At 48.0% G+C, this 20,130-nt stretch carries 21 protein-coding genes, 1 tRNA gene and 1 other annotated feature; of the genes, 16 read left to right on the top strand and 6 right to left on the bottom strand.

Going from position 1 to position 20,130, the window contains the following annotated elements; all coding sequences use genetic code 11:
* Positions 1-235: 235 nt before the first annotated feature.
* From SPB21_RS29245 to SPB21_RS29235, 3 genes are all read left to right on the top strand, one after another.
* Complete coding sequence (locus SPB21_RS29245) at positions 236-1,189, top strand: PstS family phosphate ABC transporter substrate-binding protein (protein ID WP_163702262.1); 954 nt, start codon at positions 236-238, stop codon at positions 1,187-1,189.
* Between the two features lie 210 nt (positions 1,190-1,399).
* Positions 1,400-2,302, top strand: a complete 903-nt coding sequence (locus SPB21_RS29240) for a hypothetical protein (RefSeq protein ID WP_163702260.1) — start codon at positions 1,400-1,402, stop codon at positions 2,300-2,302.
* A 139-nt stretch (positions 2,303-2,441) separates the two neighbouring features.
* The gene (locus SPB21_RS29235) at positions 2,442-3,458 is read left to right on the top strand and encodes an energy transducer TonB (RefSeq protein ID WP_163702258.1); all 1,017 of its coding nucleotides are present in this window, start codon (positions 2,442-2,444) and stop codon (positions 3,456-3,458) included.
* A gap of 80 nt (positions 3,459-3,538) precedes the next feature.
* Here the strand turns inward: SPB21_RS29235 and map are convergent, their stop codons facing one another.
* Positions 3,539-4,372, bottom strand: coding sequence for a type I methionyl aminopeptidase (map, locus tag SPB21_RS29230; RefSeq protein ID WP_163660449.1), 834 nt, complete (start codon positions 4,370-4,372; stop codon positions 3,539-3,541).
* 218 nt (positions 4,373-4,590) lie between these two features.
* Between map and rplS the strand changes: the two genes are divergently transcribed.
* From rplS to SPB21_RS29185, 9 genes are all read left to right on the top strand, one after another.
* Complete coding sequence (gene rplS, locus SPB21_RS29225) at positions 4,591-4,971, top strand: 50S ribosomal protein L19 (protein ID WP_006518040.1); 381 nt, start codon at positions 4,591-4,593, stop codon at positions 4,969-4,971.
* A 60-nt stretch (positions 4,972-5,031) separates the two neighbouring features.
* Positions 5,032-5,104 (top strand) — tRNA-Trp (locus SPB21_RS29220).
* A gap of 171 nt (positions 5,105-5,275) precedes the next feature.
* The gene (gene secE, locus SPB21_RS29215; protein ID WP_163660451.1) at positions 5,276-5,512 is read left to right on the top strand and encodes a preprotein translocase subunit SecE; all 237 of its coding nucleotides are present in this window, start codon (positions 5,276-5,278) and stop codon (positions 5,510-5,512) included.
* Positions 5,512-6,150: a transcription termination/antitermination protein NusG gene (gene nusG, locus SPB21_RS29210; protein WP_163660453.1), complete on the top strand. Its 639-nt coding sequence runs from the start codon at positions 5,512-5,514 to the stop codon at positions 6,148-6,150. The genes secE and nusG overlap by 1 nt, the downstream gene beginning before the upstream one ends.
* 3 nt (positions 6,151-6,153) lie before the next feature.
* Positions 6,154-6,579 (top strand): 50S ribosomal protein L11, encoded by a 426-nt coding sequence (gene rplK, locus SPB21_RS29205; RefSeq protein WP_006518043.1) that lies wholly within the window; start codon positions 6,154-6,156, stop codon positions 6,577-6,579.
* Between the two features lie 86 nt (positions 6,580-6,665).
* A complete protein-coding gene (rplA, locus tag SPB21_RS29200) occupies positions 6,666-7,385 on the top strand; it encodes a 50S ribosomal protein L1 (RefSeq protein ID WP_163660455.1) in 720 nt (239 codons plus the stop codon).
* Positions 7,386-7,450: 65 nt separating this feature from the next.
* Positions 7,451-7,581: a sequence feature (ribosomal protein L10 leader region), on the top strand.
* Positions 7,582-7,646: 65 nt separating this feature from the next.
* Positions 7,647-8,186 (top strand): 50S ribosomal protein L10, encoded by a 540-nt coding sequence (rplJ, locus tag SPB21_RS29195; RefSeq protein WP_163660457.1) that lies wholly within the window; start codon positions 7,647-7,649, stop codon positions 8,184-8,186.
* Positions 8,187-8,240: 54 nt separating this feature from the next.
* Complete coding sequence (gene rplL, locus SPB21_RS29190) at positions 8,241-8,630, top strand: 50S ribosomal protein L7/L12 (RefSeq protein ID WP_163660459.1); 390 nt, start codon at positions 8,241-8,243, stop codon at positions 8,628-8,630.
* 558 nt (positions 8,631-9,188) lie between these two features.
* Positions 9,189-10,619, top strand: a complete 1,431-nt coding sequence (locus tag SPB21_RS29185; protein ID WP_499868472.1) for an ABC transporter substrate-binding protein — start codon at positions 9,189-9,191, stop codon at positions 10,617-10,619.
* A gap of 32 nt (positions 10,620-10,651) precedes the next feature.
* On the opposite strand, the gene SPB21_RS29180 is transcribed toward SPB21_RS29185, so the two are convergent.
* Complete coding sequence (locus tag SPB21_RS29180; RefSeq protein WP_499868470.1) at positions 10,652-11,575, bottom strand: ChaN family lipoprotein; 924 nt, start codon at positions 11,573-11,575, stop codon at positions 10,652-10,654.
* Positions 11,576-11,928: 353 nt separating this feature from the next.
* Here SPB21_RS29180 and SPB21_RS29175 point away from each other — a divergent pair, with 353 nt between their 5' ends.
* Positions 11,929-12,915 (top strand): aldo/keto reductase, encoded by a 987-nt coding sequence (locus tag SPB21_RS29175; RefSeq protein ID WP_163702253.1) that lies wholly within the window; start codon positions 11,929-11,931, stop codon positions 12,913-12,915.
* Between the two features lie 756 nt (positions 12,916-13,671).
* Positions 13,672-13,866 (top strand): hypothetical protein, encoded by a 195-nt coding sequence (locus SPB21_RS29170; protein WP_499056905.1) that lies wholly within the window; start codon positions 13,672-13,674, stop codon positions 13,864-13,866.
* Positions 13,867-13,876: 10 nt separating this feature from the next.
* On the opposite strand, the gene SPB21_RS29165 is transcribed toward SPB21_RS29170, so the two are convergent.
* Together SPB21_RS29165 and SPB21_RS29160 are read right to left on the bottom strand one after the other, a co-directional pair.
* Entirely contained in the window at positions 13,877-14,734 is an 858-nt protein-coding gene (locus tag SPB21_RS29165) for an inositol monophosphatase family protein (RefSeq protein ID WP_163702249.1), read from the bottom strand.
* 47 nt (positions 14,735-14,781) lie between these two features.
* The gene (locus SPB21_RS29160) at positions 14,782-15,462 is read right to left on the bottom strand and encodes a HEAT repeat domain-containing protein (protein ID WP_499868467.1); all 681 of its coding nucleotides are present in this window, start codon (positions 15,460-15,462) and stop codon (positions 14,782-14,784) included.
* An 87-nt stretch (positions 15,463-15,549) separates the two neighbouring features.
* Here SPB21_RS29160 and SPB21_RS29155 point away from each other — a divergent pair, with 87 nt between their 5' ends.
* Complete coding sequence (locus SPB21_RS29155) at positions 15,550-16,242, top strand: lysophospholipid acyltransferase family protein (protein WP_163660474.1); 693 nt, start codon at positions 15,550-15,552, stop codon at positions 16,240-16,242.
* Here the strand turns inward: SPB21_RS29155 and ald are convergent.
* Positions 16,239-17,318 carry an alanine dehydrogenase gene (gene ald / locus SPB21_RS29150; RefSeq protein WP_163660476.1) on the bottom strand — a complete coding sequence of 360 codons (1,080 nt, stop codon included), beginning with the start codon at positions 17,316-17,318 and terminating at the stop codon, positions 16,239-16,241. The two genes, SPB21_RS29155 and ald, sit on opposite strands and share 4 nt — an antisense overlap.
* 200 nt (positions 17,319-17,518) lie before the next feature.
* Between ald and SPB21_RS29145 the strand changes: the two genes are divergently transcribed.
* Positions 17,519-17,689, top strand: a complete 171-nt coding sequence (locus SPB21_RS29145; protein WP_250566268.1) for a CAB/ELIP/HLIP family chlorophyll-binding protein — start codon at positions 17,519-17,521, stop codon at positions 17,687-17,689.
* A 287-nt stretch (positions 17,690-17,976) separates the two neighbouring features.
* On the opposite strand, the gene dnaK is transcribed toward SPB21_RS29145, so the two are convergent.
* Complete coding sequence (gene dnaK / locus SPB21_RS29140) at positions 17,977-19,887, bottom strand: molecular chaperone DnaK (RefSeq protein ID WP_458789387.1); 1,911 nt, start codon at positions 19,885-19,887, stop codon at positions 17,977-17,979.
* Between the last annotated feature and the right edge of the window lie 243 nt (positions 19,888-20,130).

Here is a 20,130-nt window from a genome sequence, read left to right as displayed (position 1 = left end):
ATACAGCTTTTTACTCTAGAATTAAGTTCAAATTCAATTGACAAAATATTCGTCCAACATTTTCTCAGAATTCCCTCTAAAAGATAGGCCATTTTCTCCACATTAAGCTTATCTTTAGTGTTTACCTTGTCTTAAACAAATGGAAATTGTGTCTTAATAAACCAATTAGCGAGCCTTAATTTTGTATAGCTACATTTTTTCGTGGCCTGAACAAATAGCCACGGAGTGTGTTGTTATGGTTAAGTTCGCTAAGTTTTTTGGCACTGTAGCTACAGTTGTTGCTGCTAGTGCTGTCACTGCGACATCTGCAGTTGCTCAGAATATTGCTATCGATGGTTCCAGTACTGTTTTTCCCATCACAGAAGCAATGGCTGAAGAGTACGCCCTCGCTGGTAATCCTGCATCTATCACTATTGGTGTTTCCGGTACTGGCGGTGGCTTCAAGAAATTCTGTGCTGGTGAGACTGCTATCTCTAACGCATCTCGGCCTATCAAAGATACAGAGAAAGAGCTTTGCGCTGCTAATGGCATTGAGTACATCGCGGTCCCCGTTGCCTATGATGCTCTGACAGTTGTTATCAACCCGGAAAATGATTGGGCAACTGAGATGACTGTTGCCCAGTTAAACACTATGTGGGACGCCCCTGCTGAAGGCACTATTACTCGTTGGAATCAGATTGATCCTTCCTGGCCTGATGAAGAAATTAGTCTATTCGGTCCTGGTACTGATTCTGGTACTTTTGACTACTTTACCGATGAAGTCAATGGTGATGGTGGTGTTAGCCGTGCTGACTACACTGCTAGTGAAGACGACAACATCCTGGTACGTGGTGTCGCTGGTGACAAATATGCCATTGGTTACTTCGGCTTGGCTTACTTCGCAGAGAATTCAGACATTCTGCAGTCAGTGAGCATCTTAAACGAAGAGCTTGGCGAGTATGTTGAGCCCACTGTAGAGAACGTTGAGGCTGATATCTACCAGCCACTTGGTCGTCCTATTTTCATCTACGTCAATGCTGCGGCATTGACTGATGCTGATAGTGGTGTTGCTGACTTCGTACAGTTCTATATTGAGCAGGCCGACGCTGGTGAGCTCATCCTAGATGTAGGTTACGTCCCCTTACCCGACGCAGCAACTGACGCCACTCTCGAAGCTTACGACGCTGAAGCAAATACTATCTTTAACTAGTCTCAGTCATTAGTGAGTTTTTGATTCCTGCCATAGGGTGTATTCTCCCCTGTGGCAGGTCCTTTGCAACTTTCACACGCTCAGTGTGCATCAACCATTTTTGCCTTGGGGGAATGTTCGCTCCTCCAAGGTTTCCTGAGTATTCGCTCCCTAATTTTCCAGAACATGGTTAGTGTTGCTCCCTCCGAATCTCGCAAGAATTTGGTCTCTATGGCCAAAAGTCTTGCCATGCAACCAATGTTATTTATTCGAGCGCTCCCCTATGTCACGATACAACTTTCAACCTACGGAGTCAGTTTTCTGAAACGCCCAGTTGTGTGGATAGCATTGGGAGCACACGTTATTTTACTGGTGCTCCCAGCTGTTGATTTATCAGCACCCAAAATAGGAGACGTTGTAGAGACAGAACCTGAAGAGGAAGTCACCATCGAAGCTGTCAGCCTCAGTGATATCTTAGCTCCAGCAGAACCTGCACCACCTCCACCAGAAGAGCCTCAAGCACCGACTCCTGAAGCACCACCGGCCCCCGTTGTAGCTCCCCCCGTACTCACCGAGGTACCTGAGCAACTAGAAGAAATTATTGAAGAGGAAGAGTTTGAGGAAGAATTCGACGAGGAATTTGCAGAGTTTGAAGAAGAGGAGCCATCATTTGGGTTTGATCCTGCTCAACAATCGTCTCTCAATAGCAGTCTAAGTCAGTTTCTAGGGACTGACCCCAACAACGGAACCAACAATTTTGACATCACCAGTGAATGGTTAACCATTGATCCAACGGATCCAATCGACCTCAGATTCCGCAGTAAAGCTGTGGAAAATGTTGTTGAGCCCGCCGCATTCTTCACCACAGAAAGTATCGTAAACGGCACGTATTTACCCCTGCCTCAAGTATCCTTCAAGCAGATTGCTAGAAATATTGATCTTGTCAGCCGAGAAGGATTGGGACAGGCTCTCATCAGTGCAGGCATGAGCCAGGTCGAGGAAGGTCTATACGGTGGTCATCCTTTTTATGGTGTTTATTCAGCTGATGAACAACCCGTTAATTACATCTCTCTCATTGATTTGAAGGGAACAACCTTAGTGTTTGTCTGGCCTAACGATCCACGGCAGAGTTAGACGTTTAGGCTAGACTATTTTTCTAAACCGACTCTATGGGAGCAGTTAGATATTTGGAATAGTTCATTTCAGAAACCCCAGGCCTATTGTTTAACCTATATCTAGGTTGGCTTTCGTTTTAGTTATTCCCTGCATTGCCATGAATTTTTTGAAGTTGCTTTTTAATCCAATTTTTTTGCTGGCTGCGGGTCTACATGCAGGGCTGTTAATGGTTCCAATAGCAGGTGGTTCATCTGATTCTGTAGTGCCTGCCCCCGATCCAGAAGGCGAAAGCATCACGGTCACCCGGATCCTTCCCAAGGCAGGTCTGGTAGCTCCTAGCGCTACCAGACCTGCCCCTCGTCCTGCAGCTGGTGTAGCCACAGCCGTTCGTCAACCGGCATCAGCGGGGGGGCACACAACAGCCAGTCAGCAGCCAGCTCAAACCCGTCAAACGCGGAATGGTCAAACGGATGGAACCGGTTCTACAACTGGCCGTAGCAATTCCGATAACCGTCGTCGGGCCAGTACCAACAATGGAAATAATCGAAGAGGCAGCACCTCCCAAAACCAAACAGACAACCGGAATACTGGCAATGAAATTGCGATTCTATCTCCCCCTAGCAATCCTCCCAACAGCGGGGGCAGTGATGACACAGCCGATAATACTCCCACAGTTCAAGAACCACCCACTCTAGTCGCACTTAAAGATGGTGCACAGGCAGAAGTACCGAATCTGTTACGAGACTTCCTGACACGTTTACGGCATAGCGTGCTGCGCACGACAGATCCTGAAACCGAAGAAACTAAGCAAAAATGGCTAGTTAACCTAACTGAAGAACAAGGCTTAAACGTATCCGAAGCTCAAGGTTTGGAAAAGGCTGTAGAAATTAGTTATCCGTTGATAGCTGATGAGGGTCGACGCTTTCTGAGCTGTCTGACCCCCATACCAGCAAAAGGATTAGTAGGTGTCGTTGTGGATGCCGATGGCGCGATCGCAACCGAGCCCGCTTTACTACGCAGCTCTGGCTATGGGTTTCTTAACGAAATTGCCTTAGAAAAGGCCAAAGACTACACTGATTTTCCCGAGGAATCCTCCCAGCAGGCCTACACCATCGATATCGAAGTGGACTATGACGAGGATGCTTGTGTGGACCTTGCCCAGTTGAAAAAATAGTTCTTAGTGCTTGGTTCTTAGTTAGCGAACTGAGAAATCATTAGGTTGAATGGCTTAGTGGACCATCAACTCAAAACCCGTTAGACCTTAGACCGGTCGGTCAGAATTTCTTGGCCGTCTTCGGTGATGAGCACTGTGTGTTCAAATTGGGCAGAAAGTTTGCGATCGCAGGTCACTACCGTCCATCGATCCCGCAGAGTGCGGGTCACCTTAGAGCCTTCATTCACAATTGGCTCAATCGCCAAGGCCATACCCGGCTTGAGCGTGACATTGGGTAATTCTTTAGTCCGAAAATTAAATACGGATGGGGGCTCATGCAGGTTTCGGCCTACACCATGGCCGGTAAATTCCTCAACCACGGTATAGCCACTGGCATGAATACTATCTTCAATCGCTCCAGCAATATCGAGCAGGGTTTTCCCTGGTAACGCCTGGGCAATGCCTGCATACAATGCAGACTCAGCTGCTTGCATCAGATCCTGGGCTTTGCCATTCACTTTGCCGACAGCAATCGTGATACAGGAGTCACCATGAAAACCTTCAAAGTAGGCTCCAGTATCTACTTTAAGTAAATCGCCAGACTTAATGACCTTGCGCTTACGAGGGATGCCATGGACAACTTCATCGTTGATACTGGCACAGATAGATCCTGGGAATCCGTGATACCCCTTAAAACTAGGCGTTGCACCCATTTCACAAATACGGTGCTCTGCGAGGTCATCTAGATCTGCTGTGGTCATTCCAGGCTGCACCTGATCGGCAATTTCCCTCAGCACCGTTGCCACAATCCGTCCGGCCTGGCGCATCGTCTCCCTCTCAGGCGCAGACTTTAACTCAATCCCCTGATGCTTACGCGGACCTACCATAACTGGTGCAGCTAAGGCCCGCGACAGTAAATTACCTAAAACATTCATAGTGGGTGATTGAGGTTTGCAATGGGTTAAACGTGCGGCACTTGAGCATTATCTAGCTCACACCATATATAGTATGCAGGATTCTTACCCCATTCCCCATTGACCATTCCCCATTGACCAGACAGGCAGCAGTCACCTTCTTGAAATTCCCTCCAAAAACCCTTGGTATTTGTGACCATGTTGGCCTACTATTAAAGACCGTGCGCTTTTCAGGGCTTATGAACGCTGAGGAGATTATCCGCTCAATAGAAGCGGAACATATCAAAGAAGACATCCCCAAAATCTATGTTGGGGATACAGTTCGGGTCGGTGTCCGAATTGTAGAAGGTGGTAAGGAACGTGTGCAGCCCTACGAAGGTACCGTCATTGCTATGCGCAATGGTGGCATCAACGAGACGATCACCGTACGTCGCATCTTTCAAGGTGTAGGTGTGGAGCGTGTTTTCTTACTTCATGCACCTCGCGTAGCCAATATTAAGGTTCTACGCAGAGGTAAAGCGCGTCGTGCTAAGTTGTACTACCTTCGCGATCGCGTTGGTAAGTCAACTCGCTTGAAGCAGCGCTTTGATCGTCCCATTGACAAATCAGGTAAAAAATAGTCTTAGGGCATCTAAAGCCCGCAGATTAAGCCTTACAATGGGGTAAGTTCAAAGAGTCGTGCGTCCTTAGTTCAGTTGGTAGAACGTCGGTCTCCAAAACCGAATGTCGGGGGTTCGAGTCCTCCAGGGCGCGCTGAGCGATTAGCATAAGTTCTGCCTAAAGCATTTAGATTTGTTGCTTAAAGGAAAGAGATTTTTTCTTTTTCTATCAAGCAGTGAGCTTTAGGTAGAATTTTTGCTTGGGTATCTCTGGATTGATTCATGATCAATCTGACTCGATGTAGCAAACAAGGAAGCTAATGACGTGGTCAAAAAGGACGCTAAGAAAGTAGTTGAAAAGCAGCCGAGCGACTCCTCTGACTCATTTGACGCGGCGTCTTTTGTAAAAGGCACTCGCGAAGAATTGAGCAAAGTGGTTTGGCCCTCCAGACAGCAGCTGATTAGTGAATCTGCAGCTGTCATCTTAATGGTGGGTGTGTCTGCCACACTTATTTACTTAGTGGATAAACTATTTGGTTGGGCTTCTAGACAGGTGTTCTAATGACTTACGCTTCTGACGATCCAAACTATACAGCTGACAGTAACGATTCTAGCGTTCCTGAGGAACCGAGAAAGTCACAGTCTCGCTGGTATGCGGTACAAGTAGCCTCCGGGTGCGAAAAGCGCGTTAAGCTCAACCTTGAGCAACGGGCCATTACCCTGGGCGTTAACCAGTACATTTTCCAGATTGAAATACCGCAGACTCCTGCGGTCAAACTGCGTAAAGACGGCAGTCGTCAGAATATTGAGGAAAAAGTTTTTCCTGGGTACGTCCTCATCCGCATGATTTTGGAGGATGACGTATGGCAGGTGGTTAAAAACACCCCCCATGTCATTAACTTTGTCGGTGCTGAGCAGCGCCGAGCCACTGGACGTGGGCGAGGGCATGTTAAACCCATGCCTCTAAGTAGAGCCGAAGTCGAACGTATCTTTAAGCAGACCCAAGAACAGGCACCTGTAGTCAAAGTTGATATGGCTGAGGGCGACAAGATCTTGGTATTGTCTGGTCCGTTTAAGGACTTCAGTGGTGAAGTCATTGAAGTCAGCCCTGAACGGAGCAAGCTTAAGGCATTGTTATCGATTTTCGGTCGCGATACCCCCGTTGAGCTGGAATTTAACCAAGTGCAAAAAGAGAGTTAATCAATGGCGAAGAAGGTAGTTGCCCTTATTAAGCTGGCAATCCCAGCTGGAAAAGCGAACCCTGCACCGCCAATTGGTCCCGCCTTGGGTCAGCACGGGGTCAACATTATGGCGTTCTGCAAAGAATATAACGCTAAGACCTCTGACAAAGCTGGACTAATTGTCCCGGTTGAAATTTCTGTATTTGAAGACAGAAGTTTTACGTTCATTCTCAAAACACCGCCAGCCTCCGTGCTAATCAAAAAGGCGGCCAAGATTGAGAAGGGTTCAGGTGAGCCCAACAAAACAAAAGTTGGCTCTATTACTCGCGCCCAATTGCAAGAAATTGCTGAAATGAAAATGCCTGACCTCAACGCTAATGACGTTGAAGCAGCCATGAACATCATTGAAGGCACAGCTCGCAATATGGGAGTTACTGTTTCTGACTAACGTCAGCATACAGATGCATTTTTTATCTATTTGACCAACGTTTGGGGAAGAAGTTTAACTTCGTTATGACCCCTAGGAGTAAAAACATGACAAAGAAGGTGTCGCGCCGCTTGAGAGAGCTGCAGGCAAAAATACAGGACAAATTTTATGAGCCCTTGGAAGCAATGCAGCTGCTGAAGGAAACAGCCACTGCAAAGTTCACCGAGACTGTTGAGGCTCACATTCGTTTGGGTATTGATCCCAAATATACCGATCAGCAATTACGTACTACTGTGGCCTTGCCTAAAGGCACTGGTCAGAACGTTCGCGTTGCTGTCATTGCCCGTGGCGAGAAGGTGGCTGAAGCAACCGATAACGGCGCAGACATGGCCGGGTCTGAGGAATTAATCGACGAGATCCAAAAGGGCATGATGGACTTTGACATCCTGATTGCCACGCCCGACATGATGCCCAAAGTAGCTAAGCTGGGTCGTATTTTAGGTCCCCGTGGTTTAATGCCATCGCCGAAGGGGGGATCTGTGACCTTTGACTTGGCCCAGGCAATTAATGACTTTAAGGCCGGTAAACTAGAGTTCCGGGCGGACAAATCTGGCATAGTCCATGTGATGTTTGGCAAAGCCGATTTTAGCGCTGAAGACTTACTGGTGAACCTAAAAGCTCTGCAAGAGACGATTGATCGTAATCGTCCTTCAGGTGCTAAGGGTCGTTACTGGCGAACAATGTCAGTAGCTGCTACGATGGGACCTGCCATTAAAATGGATATCAGTGCACTGCGTGACTTGCAACTAGAGGATGCAGCTGCATAGATTAAAAAATTACTGTTGAGAATCAGCAGTGACAAGCTTTGGAGGTATTGCTACTTAAAAACATCCAAAACTAAATAAGCATTCGAAGACAGCAGGTGCATTTTGCTTAATAACCTGCCGAGATGCAGAGAGTGGGTGTAAGTAGCACTTATCTTTGGGCCTCGGCAATTAGCTAAGGCCCTTTTGATTTCGAATTTTAGTTTAGGTTGAGCAGTAGCAATATTTCTACTGTATCCCCGCAATTAAGGAGGTGAGATCCGAATGGGGAGAACCCTAGAAAACAAAAAAGAGATTGTTGCCGAACTCAAGGATCTCTTGAGTGATACTCAATCTATTTTTGTTATTGACTACAAAGGTCTGACGGTAGGCGAGATCAGCGATCTACGTAACCGTATTCGTGAGAAGGGTGGCACTTGTAAAATTGCTAAAAACACCCTGATCCGCATCGCGGTTCAAGATGACGAAAATTGGCAGCCAGTGCAGGCGTTATTGAAAGACACCACTGCACTGTTGTTAACCAAAGAAGACATCGGTAGTGTCGTCAAGGAATATAAGAAATTCCAGAAGGACACTAAAAAGACTGAACTGCGTGGTGGCGTACTAGAAGGCAAAGCTCTGACAAGTGCAGAAGCAGAAGCCCTAGCCGATCTACCCAGCAAGGAAGAGCTTTACGCGAAGATTGCAGGTGCTATCAACGCTCTGGCAACCAAAGTTGCAGTGGGCGTCAAAGAAGTACCGTCGTCTATTGCACGTGGTCTTCAGGCCTATGTCGACAAAGAAAGTGGCGAAGGCGGCGAGTAAATCCCAGCTTTGTTCTAGTTTCTATCTGTTTTGTAATTAATCAAGGAGAAATCCATGTCCGCTGCAACTGACGAAATTTTGGAAAAGCTTAAGTCGCTCACTCTATTGGAAGCGTCTGAGCTTGTTAAGCAAATCGAAGAGACCTTTGATGTAAGTGCTGCTGCCCCTGCTGGTGGCATGATGATGATGGCTCCCGGCGCTGGTGGTGGCGGCGGTGAAGAAGCTGAAGAGAAGACTGAATTTGACGTTGTTCTCGAAGACTTCGGTGGCAACAAGATTGCTGTTCTTAAGGCTGTTCGTGCCCTCACTGGTCTGGGTCTTAAGGAAGCTAAGGCTATCGTTGAAGGTGCGCCTAAAGCCATTAAAGAAGGTGTCTCCAAGGATGACGCTGAAGCTGCTAAGAAGCAGCTTGAGGAAGCTGGCGCTAAGGTATCCGTCAAGTAAAGGACCTATTCCCCCAAGATTTGTCCCTACAGCCTAGGTCTATCTATCAAAGATAGATAGACCTATCAAAGTGTATCGGGTAGGTACGAACTTTTGTCTTGGGTTTAGCTTTTCGGCCCATCTCTCAATCCGAAATCCTGACTGATAGCGCCCGATATTGCAGGGCATGGCTTCGACGGTGAGCTCAGCCGAACCGCACAAGGGATTGCTCCTACAGGGTTACCTATTTTTAATCGGGTTTAATGAGTTCGGATTTGGTATAAAAGCCCCTGCTGCATAACTGTAGCAGGGGCTTTTATATGCTGGCTCTCACAAAATTCTGCCATGGTGACACCTATATCGGAACCGGGCACACTACTGTCTACTTATGGCTACTTATTACGTGATGTGAATGATTGAGAACCAAACTGCTATAAGAGCAGTCACTATAAAAACATGATAAAAACGTGTTGGCTCCAAAGACTTCAGCAAATCAGCAAACTCTGTGAAGAAAATTCGGGTCAATACGCTGCATTGATCTTTGCTAATCGATTAACCTAAAACGCTTTTGTCTGAGCCATGCGCACCATAAAAAATTACAAGTTTGAAATCTTATTATTCTTGACTACGTTTGGCATCTTAGGGGTCTTCTTCCTTAGCATTGCAGGTGTACTGACACCAAAATCATCCAGCGTCAGCACCAAGCAAACCGCGAAGACAGCTAGTGCCGACACACAATCAACATCAGTGGTTGCGAAAACCTCAATATCAGACAGACTCAGTGGAGGCACACAAAGCTTACTACCCAATGCCTCAGACTTAAAAATGCAAGGTATGGCAGCCTATGCAAAAGGAGATTACGCACAAGCGATCGCAAATCTAGAAGCGGCACTCGACGAAAACCGTAACGATCCCGAGGCCTTTATCTATTTGAACAATGCTCGCATTGGCAACCAAACCGCTCATACACTGGCTGTGATTGCCCCCATTGGCAACACCAGTGAAATCGGCTTAGAAATTTTGCGGGGTGCTGGTCATGCGCAACAGGTAATGAATCAGGTGAGCGATGGCCAAGGCACCCCCATTAAGCTCCTGATTGCCAATGATGATAACGATCCCAGTATTGCTAAATCTGTAGCCGCTGAGTTGGTAAATCGGTCAGAAGTTTTAGGAGTTTTAGGACATTACAGCAGTGGCGTGACGTTGGCAGCAGCCCCCGTGTATGACCAGGGCAAACTGCCGATGGTCTCTGCCATTAGTACATCGGTGGAACTCTCCGGCTTTAGTCCTTATATTTTTCGGACAGTGCCCAGCGATAGTTTTGCAGCTGCAGCTCTTGCCCGCTACATGATCGATGACCTGAACGCCGAGAAAGCTATTCTTTACTACGATTCCAACAGTGCCTATAGTCTGTCATTAAAAAGTGAATTTGCCACCTCAGTCTTTAGTGACGGTGGTGAAGTGATGACAGAATACGATCTCGCCGATACAGCATTTAATGCAGAGCAACAAATTGCATTGGCCAAAGAGCAAGGGGCCGACGTGATTATGCTGGCATCCAGCACAGATACCTTGGAGCCTTCCCTGGCAGTTATGACTGCGATCAACCAGGAAATCCCTTTCATTGGTGGTGATGATCTATACCATCCTCAAGTATTAAAAGAGGGTGGTGTGGATGCAGAAGGGCTAGTCGTTGCAGTACCCTGGCATATCTTATCAGACCCAAATTCTGATTTTGTCACAGAGGCACGGCAAATTTGGGGTGGCGATGTTAGCTGGCGCAGTGCCATGGCCTATGATGCGATCGCATCCCTGGGAGCAGCCCTGTTAGAGAGTCCCAGTCGTGAGGGCCTCCGCAACACATTGCATCAGGGTGACTTCTACGCCGATGGCGCGACCGGAGAGGTGCATTTTTTACCTTCAGGCGATCGCAATCGAGCGGCTCAACTTGTGCAGATTCAAGTGGGCAATCGATCTGGCATTGGATTTGATTTTATTCCTATTGAATAGGGTGTTCTCCTTAGCAGCAGGCCAGGAAAGCATTATTCTGCAGATTCGAATTCGGTCGATTCTGAAATCCAGAAAAAGTCTGCTAACTCGGGAGTTGTCGCTGGTGGGTTCAGGAGCACACTATAGGCCACCAGGTCATCCCCCAGGCGTCGTCGCACTCGGCTAGGAATACCAAAACCAAAGACCACATGGCCTTCGCCCGCTAACACAATCACTTGGGTATCGGGAGCAGCCGTAACGTAATCAGCGATGGATTCAGCCATGGTTTCATCCCACAGCACCTGGGCAGCAAAGAAATTTTCAAAGCTGGGGCCGCTGTTGCCGTGACCGCCATGGTGACCAAATACTTGGGCGACCATCGCCTGATAGTTTTCATCACTGGTGTCAATGTCATCAATGGGAGGAATGTAGGTTAAATCGTCTCCCGTTAGGCTAGCTAAGCCCTGCCTGGCAACCTTCCGAGTAATTTCCCTGGGAGTATTCAGAGCAATCAACGGAATCTGATTGCTCTGGGCATAGCGAATAATGGGGGCATACAGTTCCCAGTCAAATCCCCAGCGAGTTTCATATTCGCTTTGCTCTACCAGTTCTGCCTCGGTGATCTGCCCAGCAATGTATTGATCTAACACTGACTGGAACGGACGCTGAAACATTTCCAGACCAATGGCAATATCACCATTGGCCCCATGCATCGCTTTGATGATTTCTAGCTGGGCCACGTGATCAGCTTTATCCGTATGGGTTTCACCCAGGTAAATCACGCTGGCATCGGTGAGCGCTGTCAGGATTTCTTGATGTGATTGCTCCATGTCTGGCGCTGTTGGGGAGGTTTGTGCGATCTCATCCCCAGTTTCCATTGCCACTGATCTCACCGTTGAAAAAATATGATATTGTCCCAGACCTAGGCTGACCATCAACAACGCTGTTCCACCACCCAGTAGCCAGGAAAGTCGCACAGGCTAAACTCCATCAAAACGATTTATTAGACGTAGTCTAGCCCAGATTTTCTAAGGGCGGTTTTCGAGCAGCTTGATCTTGATATATAGGCAGTTCATACGTAGCAGTTCCCAGTTGAGATGAATACAGGCAGTGTGTAAGAGAGTTGAGTGGTGAATAGTGAACGGGGTGTATGCACGTCGGTGGGAATCGCGATAAAAAGTAGGAATAAAAAGTAGCACCCTAGAATTAAATCCATAGAAGCCCCAACGTGAGCGAGGTAAAAGAACACGCAAGGGATGATGAAAATCTCTTGCCAGGGTTGACTTCAAGCAGATAGGTTACTAATGTCGCATCCAAAGTCACTTAATTCATGACCGCCACTGCTGCCACCACAACAATTACGCTACCTGAAATGGGCTGTGGCACCTGGGCTTGGGGCAATCGCTTGTTCTGGGGCTATAACGAGAGTATGGATGCTGACCTGCAGCAGGTGTTCAACTGTTGCGTAGAAAATGGCGTCACACTATTTGATACAGGTGATTCCTATGGCACGGGTAAACTCAATGGTCAAAGTGAAAAACTGTTGGGGAAATTTAGCCAGGTCTATGAAGGCCCAAATAAAGAGAACATTTGTTTAGCCACCAAGCTAGCCGCTTATCCGTGGCGATTAACCCGAGGCATGATGGCCAACGCCGGGAGAGCTTCCAAAGAACGTATGGGTCGTCTGGATATTGCCCAGATGCACTGGCCCACTGCCAACTACTTTCCCTGGCAAGAAGGTCCCCTTTTAGATGGTCTGGCAGATCTATATGAGCAAGGTTTAGTCAAAGGCGTAGGACTGTCAAACTACGGTCCCAAACGTCTGCGCTGGGTGCATAAACGTTTTTCAGAACGGGGCATTCCAATCACCTCCTTACAGGTACAGTATTCGCTGTTATCGACCTATCCAGTGACCGAGTTAGGTTTAAAGGAACTCTGTGATGAACTGGGCATCCAGATGATTGCCTACAGCCCGCTTGGTTTGGGACTACTGACGGGTAAATATGGGGAAAATACGCCTAAACCAAAAGGTTTTCGGGGTATTTTGTTTCGGCAATTACTGCCAGGCATTCAACCGTTGCTGGACTGTTTGCGAGAAGTGGCTACAGAGCGGGACAAGACTATGGCCCAAACGTCTCTTAATTGGTGTATCTGCAAAGGCACAACGCCAATTCCGGGGGCTAAAACGTTAGACCAAGCAAAGCAGAATATTGGTGCCATGGGATGGAGATTGAGCCCTAGCGAAGTGGATGAGCTCGATCGTGCTGCGGCTACCTCCGACAAGCAAATGGTGCAAAATATTTTTCAGACTCAGTGACTTTACCAGGCTGGCAGGTTTGGGTGGACGGGTAAGTGGGAGTGAGTATTAAGTCGCAAATTCGTCCCTCTCAGACAGATTCCGCATATTTCGCCACGAGATCGGCCATGTTCATAGGGAACCTTATAGTTACGTAAATCTAAGGGACTGGATATGCCCAACTAGCAAGTCATAGTCGGTTATGTGTAAAGTCTTAACTGCTTAGCGTGCCTCCAATCTAAGCCCAGAAGCTGGCTTTTTAGCTAAGCAAATTTAGGTTTTTAAGTCTATGGCCTGGCATTCGCCAGGCTCATTATGTCCCCAGTTAAATCGAGATTACGCTGGATAGTCGAATGGCTATCCTTTTTTTTGCCCTACAGCCATCCTTGGTCTTGAATGCATCCCATTGACTGGCACCTGAATGTATACTTAGCAATCCCTTCCTGGCTGTAGCCACATTAGGTAGTATCTTTGTCCTCATCACAATCTCTTTCTTCCGAGGTGAGGGACTTAGAGAGCAGATCCCCACTCTTTAATCTTCTCCGCCAACGCCCTTGGCTCCACATCATGTGCAGAAATTGGTTCTCCTAAAAGATTTCCATCGGGCGTATCACTTCATGCGGAGATATCAAGCTCTGCAATGTGCTTCTACCATACCCAAAGAAAACTTGATGGATTACGCAAAGCATCTGAGATTAAGTCGTTTATCTTGCATGTCTGGATGGTCTAAGAATTTTTCCATACGCTAACCTATGGATACCGAACGGCTACGGTCCCATGAATACTCTGCAAATCAAGCCTTCCACCACCCCCCTCGCCATTCAACTGCCAGGGATGACCCACCAGGGTTTTGTTGAGTTTTGTCTGGCTAATCGACCCGATCAAGCCGTCGTCACCATGGAGAACCCTGCAATTGTTAGCGGAGCCCCTGAGCTACCTGCCTTAACATTGACCATGAAGCAGATTTGGTAGAACAAATCGCTTACCCATAACTGGCTAATGCCTTCAATAGTTTTCCATGCACCTCCGGCGATGCCCCCACCACCACGCCAGGCCACTGATAGTCCTTACAAGCACTTAGTTCAGGTAAGGCATTGCCCTGATGATCGGTCACCACATAGCCCATCTCCTTTGCCATCCAGCTCAGTGCACCCCCATCGATAAACTTACCTGCCGCTAAAATCGCCCCGGTCAGGTCGCCCGTGAGTAAACCATTCGTATTAGGAATCGCCACCTCTCGGGAATAGTCAGTCTTAACGCAAATCGCCTCAAACTGTCCCTGTAAAGAATCCGCAAGGTGCGTCAGCGCCCAACTCAGCAAAACCTGATCCTTCGGTATGCCTATTTTTAATGGCTGACAGCTATCAAGGTCATCGGCTAGCGTACCGTAAAATGTGCCCTGCCCCCGTAGACTGTAGTAAAACCGATCAAGCGCTGGACTCAAGGCTATAACCGCTTCAAAACCATCAGCATTGAGAACAGTCAGAATAATCTGATAATTCGGATGACCATCCATATAGAACCGAGTGCCGTCGATGGGATCAAGGGTAACTAAATAGTCATCCTGAGGGCCTAGCTTAATTGAACGGAAATACTTGGTGTTATAGGTTTTCTCAAACTCTTCACCATAGAAACGAATCTCTGGAAACAGTGATAACAAGGTCACCTCAATAAAGGTTTGAATGGAAAGATCCGCATCGGTCAGAGCCGTTGCAAAAAAGTTCTCCGAGTCAAACTTATCGGGATGAACTGCGATGCTGGCCTGGATTTTTCGAGCATAGCCTGCGGCTATTTTCAGGCTAGGCAATAGGGCCTCTAAAATTTCGCGTGGTGTGGGCATGGGGAATTTTGATGAATAATTTGTCGGGGCGTTTTTATGGGCGTTGCCTACAGACCACTACCCACCGAGGCATCTAATGCAGCCGCTACTACATAGTGATTTTCATCTTTTTGCAATTGCATTAATAGCCGCTTGGCTCGGGGATGATCGCACCCCGTCAGGGCAGTCGCCGACCGCCAACGATCGCGCCAAATTGGACTATTGGCTAACGCAGTCAATGCTTCTAACGCTTCAGCTTGCAGAGGCGACATCAACACCTGCCGCAGAGACAAAATCGCTGTTTCTTTAACGGTTTGAGTCGGATCATCTAATGCATTGAGCGAGACCTCAAGCAACACATCAGGATGGTTGCTTTCTTGCAAAATTGATAATACAGTCTGCCGCAAAAGCCAGTTGTCATTGGCCTCAAATAGCTGCGCTAAAAGCGGTATGGATATATCCCCAAATTCATAGAGGGAATTAGCCACCTCCGCCAGCACATTGGCATCAGTTTCCGTAGTCATTAACTCCTGCAAACTAGCCAATGCAGCGTCATCTGGAGCATGATTACCAAACCCCATTACTGCCAAACGTCTTAACAAAAAAGAGCTTTCTTTTGATAAACGCCGCAATATAGGCATAGCAATATCAGGAGATTTATTGGCTAGCGTATTTAACGCAATGATACGTATATTCAGCGCAGAAGACCGTAAATCATCCTCTAACTTGTTCCGTTCATCAGGGGTCATAGACGTTTTTGTTTTTGATGGGGGTTTCCCCCTGGAGGCGTTAGCCTATATGAAGCCAGGTTCACTCTTATTCTCAATGATGATGGTATGGATGTTCAAATAGCGGTCTACCATAGCCTGCGATGGTTGTTACGTCCTTTTTTATTGAGGGGAGTTGCGATCGCAACCCACGGCATCAACCATATTCCTCAGCGTGGCGCGGCCATCATTGTCTGCAACCATCGCTCTGATACCGACGGCCTACTCATAACTTTCGCCCTACCCCGCTACATTGCCTGGATGGTGGCCGATTACATGACAAACATCCCCGTTACCAGCCAGGTGCTCTCTCTAACCGGCATGGTCCCCGTCAAAACCGAAGGCTACCCAACACCGTCATCCATTAAGCAAGCGCTACATCGTTTACGACAGGGAAAACTACTCGGCATTTTTCCAGAAGGCGAAGACTATATCTTTGCCAATGACTTTGATGCCCCACTGGCTCAGCTACAATCAGGCTTCGCCCATCTGGCCTATGTAGCCCAGGTGCCGGTCATACCGACGATGATTGTACCCACAGCCGAGAAATTAGAACCGATTACCATCCCACCCGTTATACGCCCCCATCTAGAAAAGCACTACGACCTCACCCATGTTCAGTCCATCGTCCGTTATCGAGCCGCCGATATCAGAATTGGCAAAGCCATATCCCTTAACCCAGTAGCCCGCCTCGATAAACACGAACAAGTAGGCTGGCTACAAATGCAAACTCGCCAAGCCATGTTAAACCTGCAGAACTAAGACAAATCTGGAAACGTCGCCTTCACAGCTGGATGCACTAGCTGGTGATTTACCACATTCAGACCTTCCGCCAGAGCCGCATCTTTTTCCAACGCATCCAACCCCATATTGGCCAGAGTTAACACGTAAGGGAGAGTACTATTATTCAATGCTTCCGTTGCCGTACGGGGAACAGCACCTGGCATATTAGGCACACCGTAATGCAACACTTCCGACTCCACATACACCGGCTCACTATGGGATGTGGGTCGTACTGTTTCAATACAGCCCCCCTGATCAACCGCTACATCTACAATCACTGCCCCTTCAGGCATCTGCTCCACCAGCGTACGCGACACGAGTGTGGGCGATCGTCGGCCAGGCACCAAAACTGCACCAATCAGTAAATCAGCCTGGGAGACAGCCATTTCAATATTGGCGGAGTTGCTATAGAGCAACTGCACCCGCGAACCAAACAACTCTTCTAACTGATTGAGCCGATCTAGATTGATATCAATCAACGTCACTTGAGCCCCAAGACCCAAGGCCATTTTGGTGGCTTCAGTACCCACAACACCACCTCCCAGCACCACCACATGGCCTGGACGCACGCCTGGAATACCGCCTAGCAATACGCCACGCCCGCCCTGCTGCTTTTCTAAAAATCTGGCTCCAAACTGCACTGATAATCGCCCCGCAATAATGCTCATCGGGGTCAGTAATGGACGCTGATGATTTTTCTCGACGGTTTCATAGGCAATAGCTGTCGCACCACTGTGTATTAATGCTTCCGTCAGTTCGTGACTAGCAGCCAAATGTAAGTAGGTAAAGAGCAACTGTTCCTTTTGTAAATAGTCATATTCCTTGGGCAATGGTTCCTTTACCTTCACCACCATGGCCTGCTGCCAAGCCTCAGATGCTGTACCCAGGGTGGCTCCTGCCTGCTCGTAGTCAGTATTACTAAATCCCGCTCCTACTCCAGCATCAGCTTCGACGATAACTTGATGTTCATGTTCTGTGAGCACTCTGACACTGCCAGGACTCAAGCCGACTCGAAACTCCAGGTTTTTAACTTCTTTAGGCACTCCAATCTGCACAGGCACCTCCAAGCTGAAAGGGTTTGAATGCGCCCAATGCCAGAGTCATAGTCCTAGAATTGGCCGCTGATCTTAGCTTAGCTCTCCCACAAACAAGGTAGGGTCACCAATCAGACAGAACGATATTACCCAGGAAAATTCATTGACTAACTCTCCCTTTGATAGTGAGAATAAGTAGGTATGACGTAGCGCCTAACACCGTGACTGATATTAAGCCTTCCATGAGTCCTAAGCTGGAACGCCCCAAAAAAGGGTTTAACGAATATGCTGAGCAGCTCAATGGACGAGCTGCCATGGTGGGTTTCTTAATTTTGATTGCCATCGAGTATTTCACTGGCCAAAGCATCGTTTCGTTAATTGGCCTTAAATAACCCAATATCTTGGCTAAACCTCGGCATAGGCCGACACAATCTTAATTAGAGAAAAGCCACCAGCTAAGAACTAGCTAGTGGCTGCATTGAGGTGCGAGAAAAACTAAACAAAAACGGCCCTAAATATAATTACAGCCTGAGCTTCCACTGAGAGTTCAGGTATCAATAGTTACAAAAAAAGGTGAATGGTAAAAACCATCCACCCCCTTGCTAGCCGGAGCAAGTTTGTCGGCTATGCCACGGCAGTTGTCCCAAGTCAGGTCAACTGCCGTGGTTCATCACAGGATTTACTTGTCACTTTCTTCTGAGAATTCAGCATCGATGACATCATCGTCACCGCCACCGCTGGGAGCATCGCCACCAGTCGCACCTGGATCAGCAGCCGCTGCGGCTGCGTCAGCACCACCGTACATATTGCTGCTGAGTGCAAACAAGGCCTGCTGTAAGGACTCAGTGCCAGCCTTGATCTTGGCGGCATCATCAGATGCGATCGCATCCTTCAGGCCAGCAATCTCAGTTTCCACCTTGGACTTATCATCCTCAGAAATCTTATCGCCCAGTTCACCCATCTGCTTCTCAGCTTGGTAAACTAGAGAATCGGCCTGGTTCCTCACATCGATCTTCTCACGGCGCTCTTTATCAGCAGTGGAGTTTGCCTCTGCATCCCGCACCATCCGATCCACTTCGTCATCAGATAGGGTGGACGCACCAGTGATGCTAATGGACTGCTCCTTACCAGTGCCCTTATCCTTGGCAGTCACATTCAAGATACCGTTAGCGTCGATATCAAACGTCACCTCAATCTGAGGTACACCACGGGGAGCAGGAGGAATTCCGTCTAGACGGAACACACCCAGGTCCTTGTTATCATTGGCCATCTCACGCTCACCTTGGAGAACGTGGATTTCAACATTGGTCTGCCCATCTACCGCTGTGGAGAACACCTCAGACTTCTTGGTAGGAATTGTGGTGTTTCTGGGGATGAGTTTGGTCATAACGCCACCCAGAGTTTCCACACCCAAGGATAGGGGGGTAACATCCAGCAGCAGGATGTCCTTAACTTCACCAGCCAGTACACCCCCCTGAATCGCTGCACCAATCGAAACAACTTCGTCAGGGTTAACGCTCTGGTTAGGCTCTTTACCCAGAATCTTAGTAACCAGTTCCTGAACCGCAGGAATACGGGTGGAACCACCCACCAGTACGATTTCGTTGATGTCGCCCTTGGCTAGCTTGGCATCACGAATCGCGTTCTCTACGGGCACACCGCAGCGGTCAATCAGGTCAGAGGCTAGCTCCTCAAACTTCGCCCGAGTTAGGGTCAAGTCCAAATGCTTAGGGCCATCCTGAGTTGCAGTAATAAAGGGCAGGTTGATTTCTGCCTGGGTAACGCTGGAAAGCTCAATCTTGGCTTTCTCAGCCGCCTCAGTTAGACGCTGTAGAGCCTGCTTATCCTTACGCAGATCAATGCCCTCTTGAGACATAAACTGCTCAGCTAGGTGATCGACGATCTTTTTATCAAAGTCATCACCCCCTAGGTGGGTGTCACCAGAAGTAGACAGTACTTCGAAGACACCGTCACCTACTTCCAGAATGGACACGTCGAAGGTACCACCACCCAAGTCAAAGACAAGAATGGTTTCGTTGCTCTTCTTATCAAGACCGTAAGCCAGTGCAGCGGCTGTAGGCTCGTTAATAATTCGCAGTACCTCAAGACCCGCGATCCGCCCCGCGTCTTTGGTTGCCTGACGCTGGGAGTCGTTAAAGTAAGCCGGAACAGTAATTACCGCTTGGGTAACTTGGTCGCCAAGGTATTTACTAGCATCGTCCGCTAGTTTACGTAGTACCTGGGCAGAAATTTCTTCAGGTGCAAATTGCTTGTCAGCGTTAGTGCACTCAATCTTGACGTTGCCGTTTACGTTAAGAACGTTGTAGGGCACTTCTGAGGATTCGTTGCTAACCTCATCGTTGCGACGACCAATGAAACGCTTTACAGAGTAAAACGTATTCATGGGGTTCATAACGGCCTGGCGCTTAGCGATCTGACCCACCAAGCGATCGCCACTCTTGGCATAGGCCACCACAGAGGGCGTAGTACGAAAGCCTTCTGCGTTTGCGATGACAGTGGGCTTACCCCCTTCCATTACAGCAACCACAGAGTTTGTGGTTCCTAAGTCAATTCCAACTACTTTTCCCATATCAATTGCTCCGGCGAATCATATCTTCGGCATTGCTGATCCTCGGAAGGATTTAATTTGGGAAACCCTGACCGACAGAATTAACTTCGGATCGGCACATCCAGCTAATCAGCAATAGCACCGCTTTTAATGTGAACCTCAAAATTGGTTTCTTAAAAGCTCATTACTATAGTGCTAATCCAGAGCAATTCTCTGAAGGGGGGGTTACCGAACCTGGATTTCGGTTATGGGGCGGGTTGGCAG

The sequence above is a fragment of the Leptothoe sp. ISB3NOV94-8A genome, assembly GCF_043421595.1.
GTDB lineage: Bacteria > Cyanobacteriota > Cyanobacteriia > Phormidesmidales > Phormidesmidaceae > Leptothoe > Leptothoe turfae.
Note: the sequence above shows the minus strand (reverse complement) of the source record. Positions and strands in the feature narration are given on the sequence as shown.